We start from the raw sequence: 18,607 nt of genomic DNA, 5'->3' as shown, positions 1-18,607 counted from the left end.
ATGGCTTCAGGGGTTGAGATAGGCTTCATATAGGCCGATTAACCCACCACAAATATATCAATTTGGTTAATTGCATTCAATCCAATTGATCGGTTTTACCGATATGTTAAGGCATTAAATACTCATGTCTGTTAAGTACCACACTGTGACGCCAAATGAGGCAGGGCAGCGCATTGATAATTTCCTGATGAAACAGTTTCGCCAAGTGCCCAAAAGTGTCATTTATCGGATTGTGCGTAAGGGCGAAGTGCGTGTTGATAAGAAACGCGTAAAACCAGAGTACAAATTGTCACTGGGGGAGGAGATTCGTATTCCTCCCGTAAAGATTGAGGAGCGTCCACCCGCGAGTGAAGCGTCAGAAGGTTTATTGGAGGCGCTCGACAATGCGGTGACCTTGGAAGATGATCATATTATTGTGCTGAATAAACCGGCTGGTTTACCCGTGCACAGTGGGAGTGGTGTGGCGATTGGTTTAATTGAGGGCTTTCGGCAATTGCGCCCAAATTTACCTTTTGTCGAGTTGGTGCATCGCCTTGATCGTGACACAAGCGGCGTGATTGTGTTAGCAAAGTCGCGCACTGTCTTAAATGCCTTACATGATAAGCTGCGTCATGGGGGGATGGAAAAGCATTATCTGGCGTTAGTGGCAGGGCAATGGCAGGGCGGCAAGCAACACATTACCTTAGATTTGAAGCGCGAAGGCAATAATCGCCAGAAAATGCAGGTGGTTGATCCAGAGGAGGGTAAAACCTCAGAAAGTATTTTCCGTCCGCATACCTTGTACCAAGGCGCGAGTCTGATGGATGTTACGATCTTGACGGGGCGTATGCACCAGATTCGGGTGCAATTGGCACATTTGGGTTATCCGATTTTGGGGGATTCGCGCTATGGTGATTTCAAACTCAACCGCGTTTATAGCGAGCAAGGCTTAAAACGCTTATTCCTACATGCGGCGAAACTGGAGTTTACTTTGGAATTAAGCGGTCAGCATTATCAACTCGAAGCGCCTTTGCCAGAGCATCTAAGTAGTTTTTTAAAAACCTTGGTTAAACTGAGGCGTGGCTCATGAAAACTAAACCTTATGCGCTCGTGATTTTTGATTGGGATGGAACGCTCATTGATTCGCAAGCCCATATTATCGACTGTATTGAGCGTGCAAGTTTAGCGGCAGGTGTTGAGCCAGCCAAACCTGAAGCGATACGCCATATTATTGGCCTCGGTTTGCTGGAGGCCATGCAAACCCTGTATCCCAGTCTTTCTACGCAACAACAGCAGCGTGTCGCGGATGAGTATCGGGCTGAATTTATGCTGCGCAATCATAAACCTTTGCCTTTATTTGATGGTGCGCGGCTTACTTTGGAGTATTTAGCGGCTAATGGTTATGAATTAGCGATTGCTACTGGTAAATCGCGAGCTGGTTTGAATAAAGTCTTGCAGGAGATGGATTTAAAGCAGTTGTTTCCAGTCACACGTTGTGCGGATGAAACCTTGTCAAAACCGCATCCGTTAATGTTGCAGGAAATTTTGCAGGCGTATGATCGCAAGCCAGCCGAGGCTTTAATGATCGGCGATACCACTTACGATTTAGAGATGGCGCGCGCGATTCAGATGGATGCTCTCGGCGTAAGTTGTGGAGCACATGATGTGGAGCGTTTATTGGCTTGTCAGCCACGTGCGTGTTTGAACAGTGTGCAAGATTTACCGGCTTGGTTAGAGCAACAGGACAGTGATTGATGAATAACGATGATAATAATAATGCCATTCAAGCCTTGAAAGACATTGCGCTGGAAGGGCTTAAAGAACAGCGTCGTGCACGGCGTTGGGGGATTTTCTTCAAGTTTATGTTGATGCTGTATTTGCTAGGCGGTTTATTGTTGGTCGTGAGCACTTCATGGCGCGATCTGACAGGCAGTTCACTAAAAGGCGATAAAATCACCGCAGTTGTCGATATTGATGGGGCGATTATGCCCGATTCTGATGCAGGGGCTGATTTGGTTATTCCAAGCTTGCGCAAAGCTTTTGCTGATCCCAAAACCAAAGCAGTCATGCTACGTATTAATAGTCCGGGCGGCAGTCCCGTCCAATCGGGCTATATCAATGACGAAATCCAGCGCCTGAAAAAGAAATACGACAAAATTCCTGTATATGCAGTCGTGGCGGATATGTGTGCATCGGGTGGCTATTATATTGCGGTGGCCGCCGACAAGATTTATGTCGATAAAGCGAGTATCGTCGGTTCGATTGGGGTGCGCATGGATAGTTTTGGGGCGGTTGCTGCGCTGGAGAAATTGGGTATTGAACGCCGTTTATACACCGCAGGTACGAACAAAGGTATGTTAGATCCCTTTTTACCGGAAAATGCGCAGCAAGTTGATCATGTAAAAAATATGCTGGCTATCACTCACCAGCAATTCATTAATGTAGTCAAACAAGGGCGTGGTGAACGTCTGAAAGAAACGCCAGAAATGTTTAGTGGCTTATTTTGGACGGGTGAGACCGCCGTGGAACTAGGTTTGGCCGATGGTTTAGGCAGTGCTTCCTATGTGGCGCGCGAAGTAGTGGGCGCCGAAGATATGGTAAATTTCTCGGCTAGTAAGGATGTATTCCAACGCTTAACAGAGAAAATCAGTTTATCACTAAAATCGATTTTGTATGAAAGCAGCGCGCCGAGTACTCAGCTCTATTAGCTGCCACAGCTATGAATCAGAAATTGTTGGAAGGACTGAGCCGCTTCTGATAAGACTGCGCCCTTTCGCCAAATGAGGGCGCATTCTAGGTGTGGAATGACATCTAGTATAGGGATGGCTTCGATTTTCTTACCTTCCAAAGACCAAGGCCGGTAAACCATATCGGCTAAAATACTGACACCAAAGCCATGCGCCACCAAACCGCGTAAACCTTCCATGGAGGTGGTGCGAAAGACAATATTAGGTGTTAAGCCTTGGGCTTGCCAGTAGCGCTGGGTGGCTTGCTCGCCTTCATCAATGGTGAGTTGGATATAGGGGTAGGCAGCAATGTCTTGCAACGACGCAGAGGCTTGTTCGCTCAAAGGATGATGGGCAGCAGTCCACAGTTGGCGACGTGAGCGCAATAAAATATGATAATCAAAGGCTTGGCGTTGTAAGGAATTGGATAGCAAGACTAAGCCCAATTCCAAATCCCCAACAAGCACGCCTTCTTCAATAATGGGACGTTCTAGATCAAGCAAATCCAAATCAACGTCTGGATAATGCTGGCGAAAACGCGCCATCAGCGGTGGCAAAAAATAACCTAGCAAGGTATACGAAGCGCCCATACGAATCGCACCTTTTAAGTGATAACGCTGAAAATGCGGTTCTTCTAAGGCACTATTGAGCTGTTCATAAATTTCGCGCGCCCGATGATAGAAGTTATAGCCTTCCGCGGTGAGCGTGACGCCTTGCGGATGACGCTCGAATAACTTCACATTCATCGAGCTTTCCAGTTGCAAAATCGCATTGGTGACCGTGGACTGTGCTACATGCACCTTTTTGGCGGCCATGGATAATTGTTTGGTTTCAGCCGCTGCAATGAAATAACGCAATTGGCGCAAACTCACATCTTTAGCCATCGATTTTTCGCATACCTCGAGTCATTTTATATCATTTTACGATAAGGCCAGAATTCCTTACTATTTTACTCATAAAAAATGAGGTGAGGATAATCATGACTGCCAAACTACCGACAGCACTCAAGTTAGATGAGCGTTATACCCTTCAACACGGCCGTGCTTACCTGAGTGGTGCACAAGCCTTGGTACGCTTACCCATGTTACAAAAGCTGATGGATCGGCGTGCGGGTTTGCATACCGCAGGCTTTGTTTCTGGTTATCGCGGCTCGCCTTTAGCCGGTTTAGATCAACAATTTTGGCAAGCACAAAAGCATCTCACCGAGCACGACATTGTGTTCCAAGCTGGCCTCAATGAAGATCTTGCGGCGACGGCTGTGTGGGGAACTCAGCAAGTCAACCTTTATCCTAATGCCAAATTTGATGGTGTATTTGGGATGTGGTATGGCAAAGGGCCAGGAGCCGATCGTTCTACTGATGCGATTAAACATGCCAATTTTGCGGGAACTTCCCAACATGGTGGCGTGTTAATGGTGGTAGGTGACGATCATGCCGCCAAATCCTCTTCTATTGCACATCAATCTGAGCATCTAATGGCCGCTGCGGGTGTGCCCGTTTTATACCCTTCTAATGTGCAAGAAATTCTCGACTTTGGCTTGCACGGTTGGGCGATGAGTCGCTTTGCAGGGCTTTGGGCGGGTTTAAAGTGTGTGACCCAAGTCGTTGAAACCTCCGCTTCTATTGAACTGGATCCTGAGCGGGTCAAAATCATTTTACCGACCGATGTCGATATACCTGCTGATGGCTTACACATCCGTTGGCCAGACCCACCGTTGGCTCAAGAAGAGCGTATGTTGAAATACAAATGGTATGCCGCCGTGGCTTATGTGCGTGCCAATCAGCTCAATCAGATCGTCTTAGATGCTCCACAGGCACGCTTAGGGATTATGACGGCTGGCAAAGCCTATCAGGATGTACGACAAGCTTTGGAAGATTTAGGTTTAGATCGTGCAGCTTGCCGCCAAATTGGTTTGCGTTTAATGAAAGTCGCTTGTGTCTGGCCTTTAAACGCTCATGATGCACGTGAGTTTGCCCTAGGCTTAGATGAAATTTTGGTGATTGAGGAAAAACGCCAGATTCTCGAGTATGCCTTGAAAGAAGAATTATATAACTGGCGCGATGATGTTCGACCCAAAGTGTATGGCAAGTTTGATGCGCGAGACAATGCCGGTGGGGAATGGGCGGTACCGCATGAAGATTGGCTTTTGCCACCTACCGCTGAATTCTCGCCCGCGATTGTTGCCAAGGCGATTGCCAAGCGTTTGCTGAGTATGCCACTGCCTGAGGATATTCGGCGCCATATTCTTGAGCGTATTCAGGTAATTGAGCAAAAAGAACGCGAAACCGCACGTCCACGTGTAACCGCGGAGCGACAACCTTGGTTCTGTTCGGGCTGCCCGCATAATACTTCGACGCGTGTTCCGGATGGCTCGCGGGCTATGGCTGGGATCGGCTGTCATTACATGGCGCATTGGATGGATCGCAATACTTCAACGTTTAGTCATATGGGTGGCGAAGGTATTGCATGGCTCGGGCAGACGAATTTCACGAGTGATAAGCATATTTTCGTGAATTTAGGGGATGGTACGTATTTTCACTCGGGTATTTTAGCGATTCGCGCTGCCATTGCGGCCAAGGCCAATATCACTTACAAAATCCTCTTTAATGATGCGGTCGCTATGACCGGAGGCCAACCCGTTGACGGGACTTTAACGGTTGGCGGTTTAGTCGCGCAAATGCTGGCTGAGGGCGTGAGCAAAATAGTGGTAGTGACTGATCATCCTGAAGCCTATCAATCGGGCGAAATTCGCATTCCAGCGAGTATTGACGTGGTGCATCGCGATAACTTGGACAAAGTACAGCGTGAATTGCGCGACATTGTCGGCACTACCGTGCTGGTTTATCAGCAAATGTGTGCAACAGAAAAACGCCGCCGCCGTAAACGGGGTTTATTGGCTGAGCTAAACGAACGAGTGATTATTAATCCTGAGGTTTGTGAAGCGTGTGGCGACTGCTCCAAGGTTTCTAATTGCTTATCCATCGAACCCTTAGAAACCAATTTAGGTACGAAACGTCGCATTAATCAATCCAGTTGTAACCAAGACTTTTCCTGCGTGAAAGGCTTTTGCCCCAGCTTTGTTACGGTCAAAGGTGCAAAATTACGTAAACCTGATGCCGTATCAAAGACGCTGAATGAAGCCTTGTTGCCCGAACCGAGTTTACCTGATTTAACAACGCCTTACCGTATTTTGATCACAGGGGTAGGTGGTACAGGTATTGTGACGATTGGCGCTGTGTTAGGGATGGCGGCACATCTTGAGGGCAAGGGTGTTAGTGTCTTGGATATGGCCGGTTTGGCACAAAAAGGCGGGGCAGTCTTATCGCATGTGCAAATTGCCGCCCAACCTAGTCAGCTTAATGCCAGTAAAATTGCCACGGGTGAAGCGAAACTGTTATTAGGATGTGATGCAATTGTGGCTGCCTCAACAGAATCGCTTAACTTAACACGCCATGGTTTAACACATGCTGTCATTAATAGCAGTGAAACGCCTACGGCATCTTTCATCAAACAGCGCACTTGGGCATTTCCGAGTACTTCCATTGCCCAAGATATTAACGCCAGCATGGGCGATACTTGCCAATTCCTCGATGCTAATCAGCTTGCTCTGCAATTATTGGGCGATACGGTGTTTGCTAATTTATTGCTGATGGGCTACGCCTGGCAGAAAGGCTATATTCCACTACGTTTAGAGAGCTTGATGCAAACGGTGGAATTAAATGCGGTTCAAGTGGAGAAAAATAAACTCGCTTTCCATTGGGGGCGCTATTTAGCGCATCATGGCCAATTACCGGCAGGATTAAACCAGCCAGAACCAGTTATTCAGGATGATTTAGACAGTGTGCTTAATGTGCGTAAGCAATGGCTCACAGAGTATCAAGATGAGGCTTATGCAGCGCGTTATTTACAAGCCTTACAACCCTTGCGCGAGGCCGAAGCTCGTTTAGGTTTAGCTCAGTACCCTTTAACGCGCATTGCCGCCAAACAGCTTGCGCATCTCATGGCTTATAAAGATGAGTATGAAGTAGCGCGTTTGTATAGCACGCCGCAATTCAAAGCACAATTAGCCAAGCAGTTTGAGGGGGAAGCGGGCAAGGATTATCAACTGCAATTACATTTAGCGCCGTCTTTTTTGTCGAGAAATGCTGAGGATGCGCCCCGTAAATGGAATTTTAATGGCTGGATTTTGCGTATTTTTCCGTATTTGGCACGTTTGAAACAGTGGCGTGGCACTAAGCTGGATATATTGGGGTATAGCGCCGAACGTCAGCAAGAGCGGGCGTTGCGGGAGGACTATCTGCAATTAATTCGCCGCGTTGCCCAGCATCTGAGCTTAGCTAATCAAGCACAGGCAGAAACTTTGCTGAATAGTTATGATGAGGTCCGTGGGTTCGGGCATGTTAAAGCGGCTAGTATAGCGCGCGTAAGTAAAAAGCAAGCTAGCTTATGGGCGGACTTTTTGGCGAAATAGATTAATACGTTCAATGTATTCGATTGGCTTCATGAGCTGTTTTGCCTTACAGTCGGGTCTAGGAGAAAGTTTTAATCAACCCACAACCGAGGAGTCCATCATGGAACTGAAGGGAAGTAAGACAGAAACGTGCTTAAAAGAAGCCTTTGCTGGTGAGTCACAAGCTAATCGCCGTTATTTGTACTTCGCACAAAAAGCTGATGTGGAAGGTTATAACGATGTAGCTACTGTATTTCGCTCCACGGCTGAGGGTGAAACCGGTCATGCGCATGGTCATTTAGAATACTTAGAAGCCTCTGGCGATCCAGCAACTGGTCTGCCAATTGGCTCGACTAGCGATAATCTGCGCTCTTCTGTAGCCGGTGAAACTCACGAATATTCTGATATGTATCCCGGCATGGCGAAAATCGCACGCGAGGAAGGGTTTGAAGAAATTGCAGATTGGTTTGAAACGTTAGCGAAAGCCGAACGTTCTCATGCGAATCGCTTCCAAAAAGCGCTCGATAATCTAGACGCTTAAGCGCGCTTAGCCCTTAGGGCTTTCACTGGCAACAAACTGCACTTCCCCTGTTTAGGCAGGGGAGGCAAGGTCTGGCTTATCTAAAGGAGTACAGCATGGCGACCCCAAAACGCGAAGGCAGCTTGGAAGCACCCACGCGTCACGCGCTTGATTGGAAAAATCCTGATTTTTACGATGAAAACAAACTCATGCACGAACTAGAGCGCGTGTTTGATTTGTGTCATGGCTGTCGGCGTTGTGTCAGCTTATGTCATTCTTTTCCTACCTTATTTGATCTCGTTGATAATTCCGAAACCATGGAAGTTGATGGGGTCAAGAAAGACGATTATTGGCAGGTTGTCGATCATTGTTATTTGTGCGACCTGTGTTATATGACCAAATGCCCTTATATTCCGCCGCATGAATGGAATATCGATTTTCCTCACTTAATGCTACGTGCGAAAGCGGTGAAATATAAGAAAGGTGAAGTCAAATTTCGCGATAAGGTACTGACTTCTACGGATTTAGTTGGCTCTTTAGCAGGGATTCCAGTGGTTTCAGGTGTAGTGAATACCTTGAATCAAAATAAGACTTTCCGCAAAGTTCTTAATAAAGTACTTGAAGTGCATCCGGATGCGATTGTGCCCGCGTATCATAGCCATACTGGTCGTGCGCGGGTACGCGAAACCTCCAAGCTATCCCAAACGCAAGCCGTTCACGCGGGTCGTACTTCTGGCAAAGTAGCGATTTTTGTGACTTGCTATGGCAATCGTAATGAGCCAGAGATTGTTGAGGATATGTGCAAAGTATTTGAGCACAATGGCATTCCTGTGACGACCCTCGACCAAGAGCAATGCTGTGGTATGCCTAAATTAGAATTAGGCGATTTGGAGGCAGTTGCAAAAGCCAAGCAAGTCAATATTCCCGCTATGCTCAATTTGATTAACCAAGGCTGGGACATTATTACGCCGGTTCCTTCTTGTGTGCTGATGTTTAAACAAGAATTACCGCTGATGTTTCCCGATGATGAAGACGTAAAACGTGTAAAAGCGCATATTTACGATCCGTTTGAATATTTAATGCTGCGCCACAAAGAAGGCAAATTGAATACTGAATTCAAACAGTCCTTGGGTAAGGTGAGTTATCACACCTCTTGCCATTTGCGCGTGCAGAATATTGGCTATAAGACTCGCGAAGTCTTGGAATTAGTGCCTGACACTAAAGTCGAATTGTTAGAGCGTTGCTCTGGTCATGATGGTACTTATGCGGTGAAATCTGAGTTTCACGATATTTCTATGAAAATTTGCCGTCCCATTTTCAATAAAGTTCAGCAAACCAAGCCGAATTATTATGGGAGTGACTGCCCAATGGCGGGACATCAAATTGAGAATGGTTTAAGCGATGAGATGCCCGCCCCGACGCATCCTATGACCATGTTGCGTATGGCCTACGGGCTCAGTTAAGGAGTGAGAAATGGCTGCTTTAACCCGCGCTGATTTAATGAGTTTGGAGCAATATGCAATGGAGCGTGCGGCGTTTCGCACGAAAATGATTGCACATAAAGCCAATCGGCAAGTACGCCTTGGCGAGCATGCTTCCTTGTATTTTGAAGACCGCCTCACGATTCAATACCAAATTCAAGAAATGCTTAGAGCCGAAAAGATATTTGAGGTGGCAGGCATTCAAGCGGAATTAGACGCTTATAATCCGTTAATTCCAGATGGGAGTAATTGGAAGGCGACTTTTATGTTGGAGTTTCCTAATCCTGAGGAGCGTAAATTTCAGCTTGCCCAGTTGATCGGTATCGAGCGCGCCACATGGTTACAAGTGTCTGATTTTGAGAAAGTGCATCCGATTGCGAATGAGGATTTGCCGCGCGAGACTGAGGAAAAAACTGCGGCAGTACACTTTTTGCGCTTCGAATTAACCAAGGCGATGATTGAGGCGCTAAAGCAAGGTGCAAGCTTGATGATGGGCATTAGTCACCCCAATTACACGGTACAACTCACGGTAGCAGAGCCTGTGCGTCGTTCATTAGTAGGCGACTTAGCTTAAACCAAGGGTGCAGTTTGAGGTTCCCAGCGCGATAAATCGACGTTGGGATCTATTTGCCAATTCGCTTTAGGCGGTTGGTCGGGATGAGCAGCTAAGGTCTTGACGAATTCATTACGTGAGATTTCTACGGCACCCATACTCATCAAATGCGGATTCGGGATTTGACAGTCAATTAAAGCAAAGCCCCATGTGTGCAAGTAATAGGCGAGGGCAATCAGCGCTATTTTAGAAGCGTCCGGCACAAGGCTAAACATGGATTCGCCGCAAAACACTCCTCCGGTCGCGACGCCATAGAGCCCGCCCACCAAAATCGTACCGCTTGCATCATAAACCTCTACCGAATGGGCAAGCCCTGTGTCATGAAGTGCACAATAAGCCCTGAACATTTCAGTGGTGATCCAAGTGCCATTGGTGTAACTACGTGGAGCAGCGCAAGCACGGACGACTTGCGCGAAGTTTTGATCGAAGCGAATTTGATACCCACGATTACGCAGTGCTTTACGCAAGCTACGGGTAATGCGTACTTGCTGCGGATAAATGACTGCACGTGGATTGGGACTCCACCAATAAATCGGTTCGCGCGGCCCAAACCACGGAAAAATCCCATGGCGATAAGCATTGGCTAAACGCGTCACACTTAAGTCACCCCCAACGGCTAAAAGGCCATTGGGCTCATCCCACGCCATATCCACGGAGGGAAAAGATTGATCAGGTTGTTTGGTATCGAGTAAATAGAGGCTTAACACACAGTGCTCATGAGTTGGGTTTTGCTAAGGCATCTAAGTATTTTTCCGCATCCAACGCTGCCATACAACCGGTTCCTGCTGACGTAATGGCTTGGCGATAAACATGATCCATCACGTCACCGGCTGCAAAAATGCCAGGTATACTGGTTTGCGTAGCATTGCCTTGAAGGCCGCTATTGACTTTAATATAGCCGTTTTCCATCGCTAGTTGGCCCGCAAAAATATCAGTATTTGGCTTGTGACCAATCGCAATAAACACACCCATTAAATCAATAGTTTGCGTTTCTCCCGTCTGCACATGTTTAATGCGCATACCCGTGACGCCCGTTTTATCACCTAAAACCTCATCTAACACGTGATTCCAATGAATTTTCACATTACCATGTGCGGCTTTTTGGAAGAGTTGGTCTTGGAGAATTTTTTCGGAGCGCAAGGTATCACGACGGTGAACTAAAATCACTTCTGAAGCGATATTAGATAAATACAAGGCTTCTTCAACAGCCGTATTGCCGCCACCAATTACCGCGACACGTTGTTTGCGATAGAAAAAACCATCGCAAGTCGCACAGGCGGAAACGCCTTTGCCTTTGAACGCTTGCTCAGAAGCGATGCCTAAGTACATGGCGGAGGCACCAGTGGCAATAATAAGTGCATCACAGGTATAGTGACCGCTATCGCCGGTCAAGCTAAAGGGGCGTTGGCTGAAATCAACACTGGTAATGCGGTCAGAAATGATGGTGGTATTAAAGCGTTCGGCATGTTTTTTCATGCGCTCCATTAATTCAGGGCCCTGAACACCCTCGGCGTCACCGGGCCAGTTATCGACTTCGGTGGTAGTGGTTAATTGGCCGCCGGGCTCCAAGCCCGCAATGATAACGGGGTTTAAGTTGGCACGTGCCGCATAAACGGCGGCGGTGTAACCAGCCGGACCAGAGCCCAGTATCAATAGTCGGCAATGTTGGGTGTTCATGTATAATCTCCTGTTAGTCGACCTAGTGATCATCAATTAGGCCGGAAAATCGACTAAGGTCACTGAGACACCTAGCCAAGCGAGTTTAAAGTAATAATCTACTGGCTAAATTTCAAGTTTGATGTGGTGTTATATCATTAAGCAGTAAGCAAGACGAATGGGGTTAAAGGAAGTGGCAAAACAGGATGGTAAAGTCTTGGCTAAGAATCAACAATTAAAATTAAATCTCAATCCGCGTCAGCGCACCAGTTTGCAGCAGGCAACGATGATTTTAGCGGTTGGCATTGCAATCTTGATGATTGTAGCTTTGTTATCCCATGATCGGAGTGATCCAGGGGTATTTTATCGCAATGCCACTAATTTAAGTGGTGGCTGTGTCAATAAAATTGGCTGCTTAGGCGCGTTTTTTGCGGATCTTTTATATGGCCTTGTTGGGTATGTGGCCTTTGCTGTGCCTATTATTTTAGTTGCCATGGGGCTAACAGCTTTTCAAGCGCGACCTGCTACTAAACCACCTGGCGCTATTCCCAGTAATGACTTGCAAAATGTCCTATTGATTATTGGCGTGATTTTTACCCTAGTAGCGGGTAGCGGCTTGGCGCATTTGCTATTTGTGCCTTATCCCGAAGGGATTGGTGGGGGTATTTTGGGTGCTTTTGTGGGTGGTGGTTTACAGCGGACAGCCTTTGGGTTTTTTGGTACTTTATTGATTTTATTAAGTTTATTTTTAGGCGGGATTACGGTGGTTACCGAGATTTCTTGGCTGGAATTGATGGATAAAATCGGTGATACCGTTGTGCGTTTATTTGAAAAGGCTGAGTCGGTACGTGAAAAACATGGGCCTACGGTCGCCAATAGTTCAGGGGCTGTATTAGCCGCCAGTAAGGAAGTGCTTAAATCGACGCGTGAATCGGCTGGAAAGATGAGTGAGTTATTGAATCGTGTTTCTAGCATTAAGGATGCGCGGCCTTTTGCACGCGGTAATCCCTTAGAGCAGGATGTTTATGGGACACGCGATCCTTTATTTGCTAGTAAAAACCCTGAGCATGATGAGGCGCGTTTATCAGCGGCTGAGTTAAGTCAAGCTACTACCACTGCCGCTAATAGTCTGCCAGCCCCTGTAATTGAGACCAGCGCTGAGACGGCTAACGACGTTGAGCGGGTGGTGGAAAAAACTGAAGCGCCTGCAGAAAGACGCCCGATTCGTGCGCCAAAACGTAAAGATGGCATGATTAGCTTGCCACGGGTTTCGATTTTGAATCCACCGCCGCGTGAGCGTGCTACACAGTCCAAAGAAGCGTTAGATTCACTGGCCACCAAAATTGTTGAGTCTTTGGGACATTATGGCGTGAAAGACGTGCAAGTAGTGGCACGCGATCCCGGTCCGGTTATTACACGTTTTGAATTGCAATTACCGGATGGCACAAAGGCTAGCAAGGTTTCAGGTTTGGCCAATGACTTGGCACGCAATATGTGTGTCTCAAGTGTACGTGTAGTCGAGGTTATTCCAGGGCGTCCTACCATTGGTATTGAAGTACCCAATGAAAAGCGTGATGTTGTAACAATTAGCGAGATGATTGAGTCGGCGGTTTATAAAAACTCCGCCTCACCCCTAACCTTGGCCTTGGGAAAAGATATAGGTGGTGCGCCAGTGGTTGCTGATTTGGCGCGTATGCCGCACTTATTAGTGGCAGGTACCACAGGCTCCGGTAAGTCGGTAGCCGTGAATGCGATGCTACTGAGTTTATTGTATAAGGCGACGCCCGAAGAAGTGCGCTTGATTATGATTGATCCGAAAATGCTCGAATTAAGTAGTTACGAGCATATTCCGCATTTATTAGCGCCGGTGGTGACGGATATGAAGGATGCTGCCAATGCTTTGCGTTGGTGTGTAGCCGAAATGGAGCGCCGCTATTTATTAATGTCTAAGCTCAAGGTGCGGAATATTAGCGGCTATAATCAGAAGGTTCTGGAGGCTGAGGCGCAAGGAAATCCGATTTTAGATCCCTTATTTGATCCGTCTAAAGGTTTGGATTTGAGTCCTCAAGCGCTAACGACTTTGCCCTTCATTGTCATTGTGGTCGATGAATTTGCCGATATGATGATGGTGGTCGGCAAAAAAGTAGAAGAATTGATTGCACGCTTGGCTCAGAAGGCACGCGCCGCAGGCATTCACTTAATTCTTGCCACCCAGCGCCCTTCGGTAGATGTGATTACCGGCTTGATTAAGGCCAATATTCCCACACGGATCGCTTTCCAAGTCTCTACCAAGATCGATTCTCGTACCATTTTAGATCAAGGGGGGGCGGAACAATTGCTTGGTTATGGCGATATGCTATATATGCCGCCGGGTTTGTCCTTGCCGCAACGGATTCATGGTGCTTTGGTGACCGACCAAGAAGTGGAAGACGTTGCCAATTATCTCAAGCAACAAAAGGAACCAGATTATATAGATGGTGTCCTAGCGGATGTGGAAAGTTTTGAAAATGCGGGGACAATCGATGGCGCTCAAGCTGATGAAGAAGCCGATCCTTTGTATGACGAAAGTGTGCGTATCGTCACCGAATCGCGCACAGCGACCATTTCGTATTTACAGCGGCGCTTAAAAGTAGGCTATAACCGTGCAGCACGTATGATTGAGGCTATGGAAATGGCCGGTGTTGTGAGTGCGCCGACGGTGAAAGGAACGCGCGAAGTGTTAGCGCCACCGCCTGTTGAACATTAATCATTAGTTAATTTTTGGATATAAAACGCGGTATGAAAAAATTATTATTAAATGTGGTGACTGTGATGGCTGTGAGCATGATGAGTTTGGCTCACGCCGAAGATGAAGGCCGTGCACGCCTGAATAAATTCTTTACGACAGTTAATACCATGCAAGCTTCTTTTGTGCAGGAAGTATTTGATGATAAAGAAGCTTTAAAGCAAAAGTCACGCGGGACGGTGGATTTGTCTCGCCCCGGTAAATTCCGTTGGAAATATGCTGCACCGGACTCTCATGAAATCGTGTCAGATGGCAAAAATGTCTGGGTTTATGATAGTGAGTTAGATCAAGTCACGGTCAAGCCTATGAAACAAGGTTTGTCTTCGGCTCCTGTTAGTTTATTGTTGAATAAACAACCGGTTGAATCCCAATTTGCCATACAAGAAATGGAGTCTCAAGAAAGCCAATTAGCTTGGTTCCGTTTGGTGCCGAAGAAAAAGGATACCGATTTTACGACCATGGACTTAGGTTTAGGCGCGAATGGCTTGCAAGAAATGGTTTTGTCTGACAAATTCGGGCAACAAACTTATATCCATTTCCAAAATATGAAGTTTGACTCACCGATTGCCGCCGATCGCTTTACCTTTACCCCACCTCAAGGGGTTGATGTGATTGGTAATCCATCTTAAGCGTTTACCTTGATACCCTTAGTTCCACTCGCAGAGCGGATGCGCCCACAAAGTCTTGAAACTTATGTGGGGCAAACGCATTTATTGGGTACAGGCAAACCATTACGCCGTGCGCTTGAACAAGGTCACCCCCATTCCATGTTATTATGGGGGCCGCCCGGGACGGGAAAAACTACTCTAGCGCGTATGATTGCTAACTACTGGCAAGCTGAGTTTTTAGCACTCTCTGCGGTGTTGGCTGGTGTCAAAGATATTCGTGCCGCAGTAGAACAGGCCGACAATAATCGCCAGCAATTTAATCGCGCGACTATTTTATTTGTCGATGAAGTTCACCGTTTCAATAAAGCGCAACAAGATGCTTTTTTGCCGCATATTGAAGCAGGTACTTTAATTTTCATCGGTGCAACCACCGAAAATCCTTCCTTTGAATTAAATAATGCGCTGCTTTCACGGGTGCGTACTTATGTGCTGCGTAGCCTAAGCCATGATGATTTAATCCCCTTATTACATTTAGCCATCAACGATCCAGTACAAGGCTTGGGTGCGCGTTCGTTGGATATTAGTGCGGAAGCGTTGCAGCAGTTGGCGCAATTAGCCGATGGCGATGCACGCCGCGCCTTGAATTGGCTAGAAATGGCAGCGGATTTAGCCGATGAAACGCCAACGGGTTTGGCAATTACTGAACTTACTCTCCAAGAAGTCGTACAAGTTGCACCACGCCGTTTTGATAAGGGTGGCGATTTGTTTTATGAGCAAATTTCTGCTTTGCATAAATCGGTACGCGGTACCGATCCGGATGCGGCCTTGTATTGGTTTTGTCGCATGATTGATGCTGGCTGCGATCCTTTATATGTGGCGCGGCGCTTGGTGCGCATGGCAACTGAGGATATTGGTACTGCTGATCCTCGGGCTTTAGCGTTATGCTTAAATGCTTGGGATAGTTATGAGCGCTTGGGTAGCCCTGAAGGTGAATTGGCGTTGGCACAAGCGGTATTGTATTTAGCGTGCGCCCCCAAAAGTAATGCGGCTTACGTGGCCTATAAATCCGCTTTGAAAGATGCACAGGCTTCTGGCTCGCTCGAAGTACCCTTGCATTTGCGCAATGCACCTACTACCTTCATGAAAAAGCTCGATTATGGCAAAGCGTATCGCTATGCGCATGACGAGCCGAATGCTTACGCAACCGGCGAAGCCTACTTACCAGAGTTACTCCAAGGCCGCCGCTATTATGAGCCGGTAGAACGCGGTTTAGAGCTGAAAATTCGTGAGAAACTGCGTCATTTGCGTGGTGAGTAGCGTATAAAGCGCTAATGGGTTTATGCTTCAATCATAAACTGAGGAGATGCTCTTATGTCTCAAGCGATTGATTTTTATTTTGATTTCTACTCACCTTATGGCTATTTAGCCCATTATAAGATCGATGCTATTGCAGAACGTTACGGGCGTAGCGTGAATTGGCATGCGATTTTATTAGGTCCAGCATTTCAAGCGGTGGGTTCCAAACCACTCATTGAAATTCCCTTGTTGGGCGCTTATTCAGTGAATGATTTTGCGCGCACAGCACGTTTGGAAGGTGTTCCCTATATGCCACCGGCCACCTTTCCCGCAGCAACTTTAGCTGCAGGGCGTACCTTTTATTGGTTGCACGATCAGAATCCAGACTTGGCAAAAGCTTTTGCCAAAGCGGCTTATAAGGCGGCTTTCGCGGAAGGGCGTGATTTATTGCAGCTAGCTACGCTTAAAGATATCGCTGAAGGCTTAGGTATTGATGCGTTAGCTTTGGAAGCCGCTATTCAGATGGATGCAGTGAAGACGCGTTTCAAAAAGGCGGTGCAAGCTTCGCTAGACAAAGGTGTATTTGGTTCACCGTTTGTAATCGTGGATGGTGAACAGTTTTGGGGCAATGATCGTTTGCCGCAAGTCGAGTTATGGCTAGCGCGTGGTGGTTGGTAAGCTTTGCCTTTAGTTTTATTTATAACTAGCTTAGCGTTTGTGGGGCGATAGCTGCCTAAAGAAAATACTTTAGATTCTAGATATGCCTTTTATAATTGGTAATCATTTACTGCTACCGCGACCCGCAAAATTATCAGGCCCTCATAAGAAATATGGAGATCTAAGTATGATAGAAGTAGTAACTATTTTTCGTGATGAAGAAAATATGGAGCGCGTCATTGATTGTATTTCAATCCGAAAAAGATTTTTAGATCAAGAAAAAGATAATCCTGATGAAAATTGGGGATCTTTAAGAACTATCTGGTTAAACTCAGACAGAACGGTATTTCTCGATGAAACGTTTGAAATTGATGAGCTTGGCCGTCATCTTTCTAGCGTTTATTTAGATAAATTTCATCAGGTTATTGGTACGCTTGAATATATCTATGTAGATAATTCGTTTAATTATGTATCTCGACTAGAGAAAGATGAAAGGGGGCAGGAGTTAGATCGCATTGACTATTTCTATGATGCGGAAGGAAGTTTGGAACGCTCCATCATATCAAGCCATGGCAGGAAAATACTGTGGGGTACCTATAATAAAGAGACGATGTTGACCGATTGGCACGATGAAAAAGGCGATTCTGCGAAACAAGTTGGTGACATTGGTTATCAACCTAATGATGGGCGGGAAACTATTTTTTCCTATGCAAAAAAACGGCACGACGCTCTTAACGTGAATCAATTGTATGACAAATCGCCTAAAAAATAAGTCTCGTGCGAAAGTTGTTATCTAGGCCCCTTTGTTGACAAAGGAGTTGATTTTTAAAAGCATGATTAGTTACTTCCTGACTCATAGGAAAAGAATAAAATCCCCTAGATTGAGGTATTTATAAGCAAGATACGAATTTACAAACAATAGACCTCTTTCATAAATCAAAAATGTTGCCCCGTTGATCCTAGTAGAGAGGTGATTAGGGGTCATTAGCGTTTAACCTGAAGGGTATGAACACACCAACCTTTCATACCTTAACCAACGCTCAGTTCAAACGGGTACTAGGCGTTAGTCGCTCAACCTTTATGGAGTTATTGTCACACCTACAGACCTTTAAGGGTGGTCGAGGCCGTCCCTGCAAGCTGAGTGCTGAATCACAGTTAACCTTAGGTTTGACCTATTGGCGAGACTATCCGTCCTTATTGACGCTGGGAACCCAGTACGGCATTAGCGAGGCCAGTGCGTGGCGGGTAGTGCGTCGAGTCGAAGATCGGCTGATGTCCAGTGGCCTATTGTCGCTGCCTAAGACCCCTTCAGGGATGGGCTTAGAGAGGCCGGTCGTCACACTGGTTGATGCGACGGAGATACTGATCGAACGTCCTAAAAAAACAGCAGCGTTGGTATAGTGGTAAACAAAAGTGCCATACCTTTAAAGTCCAAGTGGCGTTAGACGTGAGCACGGGATACCTTTTGAATACTCAAGGGGCTGAAGGGTCGATTCACGACTTTACCCTCTTTAAACGCACCGTCAAGACGTGGCGTTATCGTCCTTATTTCGTGATGGATAAGGGCTATGAGGGTATTTGTCCACTCCACTTTAAGGCGTTAACCCCTATCAAAAAGTCTAAAGGGCGCCCGTTAGCACCCGAGCAAAAGACGCTCAATCACGAGATTAATCGCCGTCGGATGCCCATTGAGCATGCGTTTGCCGCTTTGAAAGTCTTTAAAATACTTAGTACGCGTTACCGCAATCGACGCAAACGACTCCTCTTACGCTTTAATGTAATCGCTGGCCTTTATAACCGTGAACTGATCAATCACTGATTTATGAAAGAGGTCTA

General features: G+C 46.6%; 17 protein-coding genes. 14 read left to right on the top strand and 3 right to left on the bottom strand.

Translation table 11 applies throughout. The annotated features are described in order from the left end of the window. Nucleotides 1-124: 124 nt before the first annotated feature. The 3 genes from A3IE_RS0105140 to A3IE_RS0105130 are packed head-to-tail and all read left to right on the top strand — an operon-like array spanning nucleotide 125 to nucleotide 2,687. Entirely contained in the window at nucleotides 125-1,069 is a 945-nt protein-coding gene (locus tag A3IE_RS0105140) for an RluA family pseudouridine synthase (protein ID WP_020394527.1), read from the top strand. Then, nucleotides 1,066-1,734 (top strand): HAD-IA family hydrolase, encoded by a 669-nt coding sequence (locus A3IE_RS0105135; RefSeq protein ID WP_020394526.1) that lies wholly within the window; start codon nucleotides 1,066-1,068, stop codon nucleotides 1,732-1,734. Before A3IE_RS0105140 ends, A3IE_RS0105135 begins: the two co-directional genes overlap by 4 nt. Then, nucleotides 1,734-2,687 carry a S49 family peptidase gene (locus A3IE_RS0105130; protein ID WP_020394525.1) on the top strand — a complete coding sequence of 318 codons (954 nt, stop codon included), beginning with the start codon at nucleotides 1,734-1,736 and terminating at the stop codon, nucleotides 2,685-2,687. The genes A3IE_RS0105135 and A3IE_RS0105130 overlap by 1 nt, the downstream gene beginning before the upstream one ends. On the opposite strand, the gene A3IE_RS0105125 is transcribed toward A3IE_RS0105130, so the two are convergent. After that, nucleotides 2,684-3,589: a LysR family transcriptional regulator gene (locus tag A3IE_RS0105125; RefSeq protein ID WP_020394524.1), complete on the bottom strand. Its 906-nt coding sequence runs from the start codon at nucleotides 3,587-3,589 to the stop codon at nucleotides 2,684-2,686. The genes A3IE_RS0105130 and A3IE_RS0105125 overlap by 4 nt on opposite strands. A 95-nt stretch (nucleotides 3,590-3,684) precedes the next feature. Here A3IE_RS0105125 and A3IE_RS0105120 point away from each other — a divergent pair, with 95 nt between their 5' ends. From A3IE_RS0105120 to A3IE_RS0105105, 4 genes are all read left to right on the top strand, one after another. Then, complete coding sequence (locus A3IE_RS0105120) at nucleotides 3,685-7,176, top strand: indolepyruvate ferredoxin oxidoreductase family protein (RefSeq protein WP_020394523.1); 3,492 nt, start codon at nucleotides 3,685-3,687, stop codon at nucleotides 7,174-7,176. A gap of 100 nt (nucleotides 7,177-7,276) precedes the next feature. Next, the gene (locus A3IE_RS0105115; RefSeq protein ID WP_020394522.1) at nucleotides 7,277-7,696 is read left to right on the top strand and encodes a rubrerythrin family protein; all 420 of its coding nucleotides are present in this window, start codon (nucleotides 7,277-7,279) and stop codon (nucleotides 7,694-7,696) included. Between the two features lie 95 nt (nucleotides 7,697-7,791). Beyond that, nucleotides 7,792-9,138 (top strand): (Fe-S)-binding protein, encoded by a 1,347-nt coding sequence (locus A3IE_RS0105110; protein WP_020394521.1) that lies wholly within the window; start codon nucleotides 7,792-7,794, stop codon nucleotides 9,136-9,138. A 10-nt stretch (nucleotides 9,139-9,148) separates the two neighbouring features. Beyond that, on the top strand, nucleotides 9,149-9,730 hold the full coding sequence (locus A3IE_RS0105105; RefSeq protein ID WP_020394520.1) for a DUF3501 family protein: 582 nt from the start codon (nucleotides 9,149-9,151) through the stop codon (nucleotides 9,728-9,730). On the opposite strand, the gene aat is transcribed toward A3IE_RS0105105, so the two are convergent. Both aat and trxB read right to left on the bottom strand, forming a co-directional pair. Next, complete coding sequence (gene aat, locus A3IE_RS0105100; protein ID WP_020394519.1) at nucleotides 9,727-10,476, bottom strand: leucyl/phenylalanyl-tRNA--protein transferase; 750 nt, start codon at nucleotides 10,474-10,476, stop codon at nucleotides 9,727-9,729. The two genes, A3IE_RS0105105 and aat, sit on opposite strands and share 4 nt — an antisense overlap. Nucleotides 10,477-10,483: 7 nt before the next feature. After that, entirely contained in the window at nucleotides 10,484-11,446 is a 963-nt protein-coding gene (trxB, locus tag A3IE_RS0105095) for a thioredoxin-disulfide reductase (RefSeq protein WP_020394518.1), read from the bottom strand. A 157-nt stretch (nucleotides 11,447-11,603) separates the two neighbouring features. Between trxB and A3IE_RS23255 the strand changes: the two genes are divergently transcribed. From A3IE_RS23255 to A3IE_RS0105060, 7 genes are all read left to right on the top strand, one after another. Then, nucleotides 11,604-14,171 carry a DNA translocase FtsK gene (locus A3IE_RS23255; protein WP_020394517.1) on the top strand — a complete coding sequence of 856 codons (2,568 nt, stop codon included), beginning with the start codon at nucleotides 11,604-11,606 and terminating at the stop codon, nucleotides 14,169-14,171. A 32-nt stretch (nucleotides 14,172-14,203) separates the two neighbouring features. Continuing rightward, on the top strand, nucleotides 14,204-14,839 hold the full coding sequence (gene lolA / locus A3IE_RS22680) for an outer membrane lipoprotein periplasmic chaperone LolA (RefSeq protein ID WP_020394516.1): 636 nt from the start codon (nucleotides 14,204-14,206) through the stop codon (nucleotides 14,837-14,839). A 9-nt stretch (nucleotides 14,840-14,848) separates the two neighbouring features. Next, entirely contained in the window at nucleotides 14,849-16,135 is a 1,287-nt protein-coding gene (locus A3IE_RS0105080) for a replication-associated recombination protein A (RefSeq protein ID WP_026154788.1), read from the top strand. 54 nt (nucleotides 16,136-16,189) lie between these two features. Next, nucleotides 16,190-16,792 carry a 2-hydroxychromene-2-carboxylate isomerase gene (locus tag A3IE_RS0105075; protein ID WP_020394514.1) on the top strand — a complete coding sequence of 201 codons (603 nt, stop codon included), beginning with the start codon at nucleotides 16,190-16,192 and terminating at the stop codon, nucleotides 16,790-16,792. Between the two features lie 166 nt (nucleotides 16,793-16,958). Beyond that, the gene (locus A3IE_RS0105070) at nucleotides 16,959-17,543 is read left to right on the top strand and encodes a hypothetical protein (RefSeq protein WP_020394513.1); all 585 of its coding nucleotides are present in this window, start codon (nucleotides 16,959-16,961) and stop codon (nucleotides 17,541-17,543) included. Nucleotides 17,544-17,776: 233 nt separating this feature from the next. Beyond that, the gene (locus A3IE_RS0105065) at nucleotides 17,777-18,172 is read left to right on the top strand and encodes a transposase family protein (RefSeq protein ID WP_020394512.1); all 396 of its coding nucleotides are present in this window, start codon (nucleotides 17,777-17,779) and stop codon (nucleotides 18,170-18,172) included. 34 nt (nucleotides 18,173-18,206) lie between these two features. After that, nucleotides 18,207-18,590, top strand: coding sequence for a transposase (locus A3IE_RS0105060; RefSeq protein WP_083900577.1), 384 nt, complete (start codon nucleotides 18,207-18,209; stop codon nucleotides 18,588-18,590). Nucleotides 18,591-18,607: the final 17 nt, after the last annotated feature.

Origin of the sequence: Thiolinea disciformis DSM 14473 (assembly GCF_000371925.1) — a bacterium.
In the GTDB taxonomy this organism is placed as follows: Bacteria; Pseudomonadota; Gammaproteobacteria; order Thiotrichales; family Thiotrichaceae; genus Thiolinea; species Thiolinea disciformis.
Note: the sequence above shows the minus strand (reverse complement) of the source record. Positions and strands in the feature narration are given on the sequence as shown.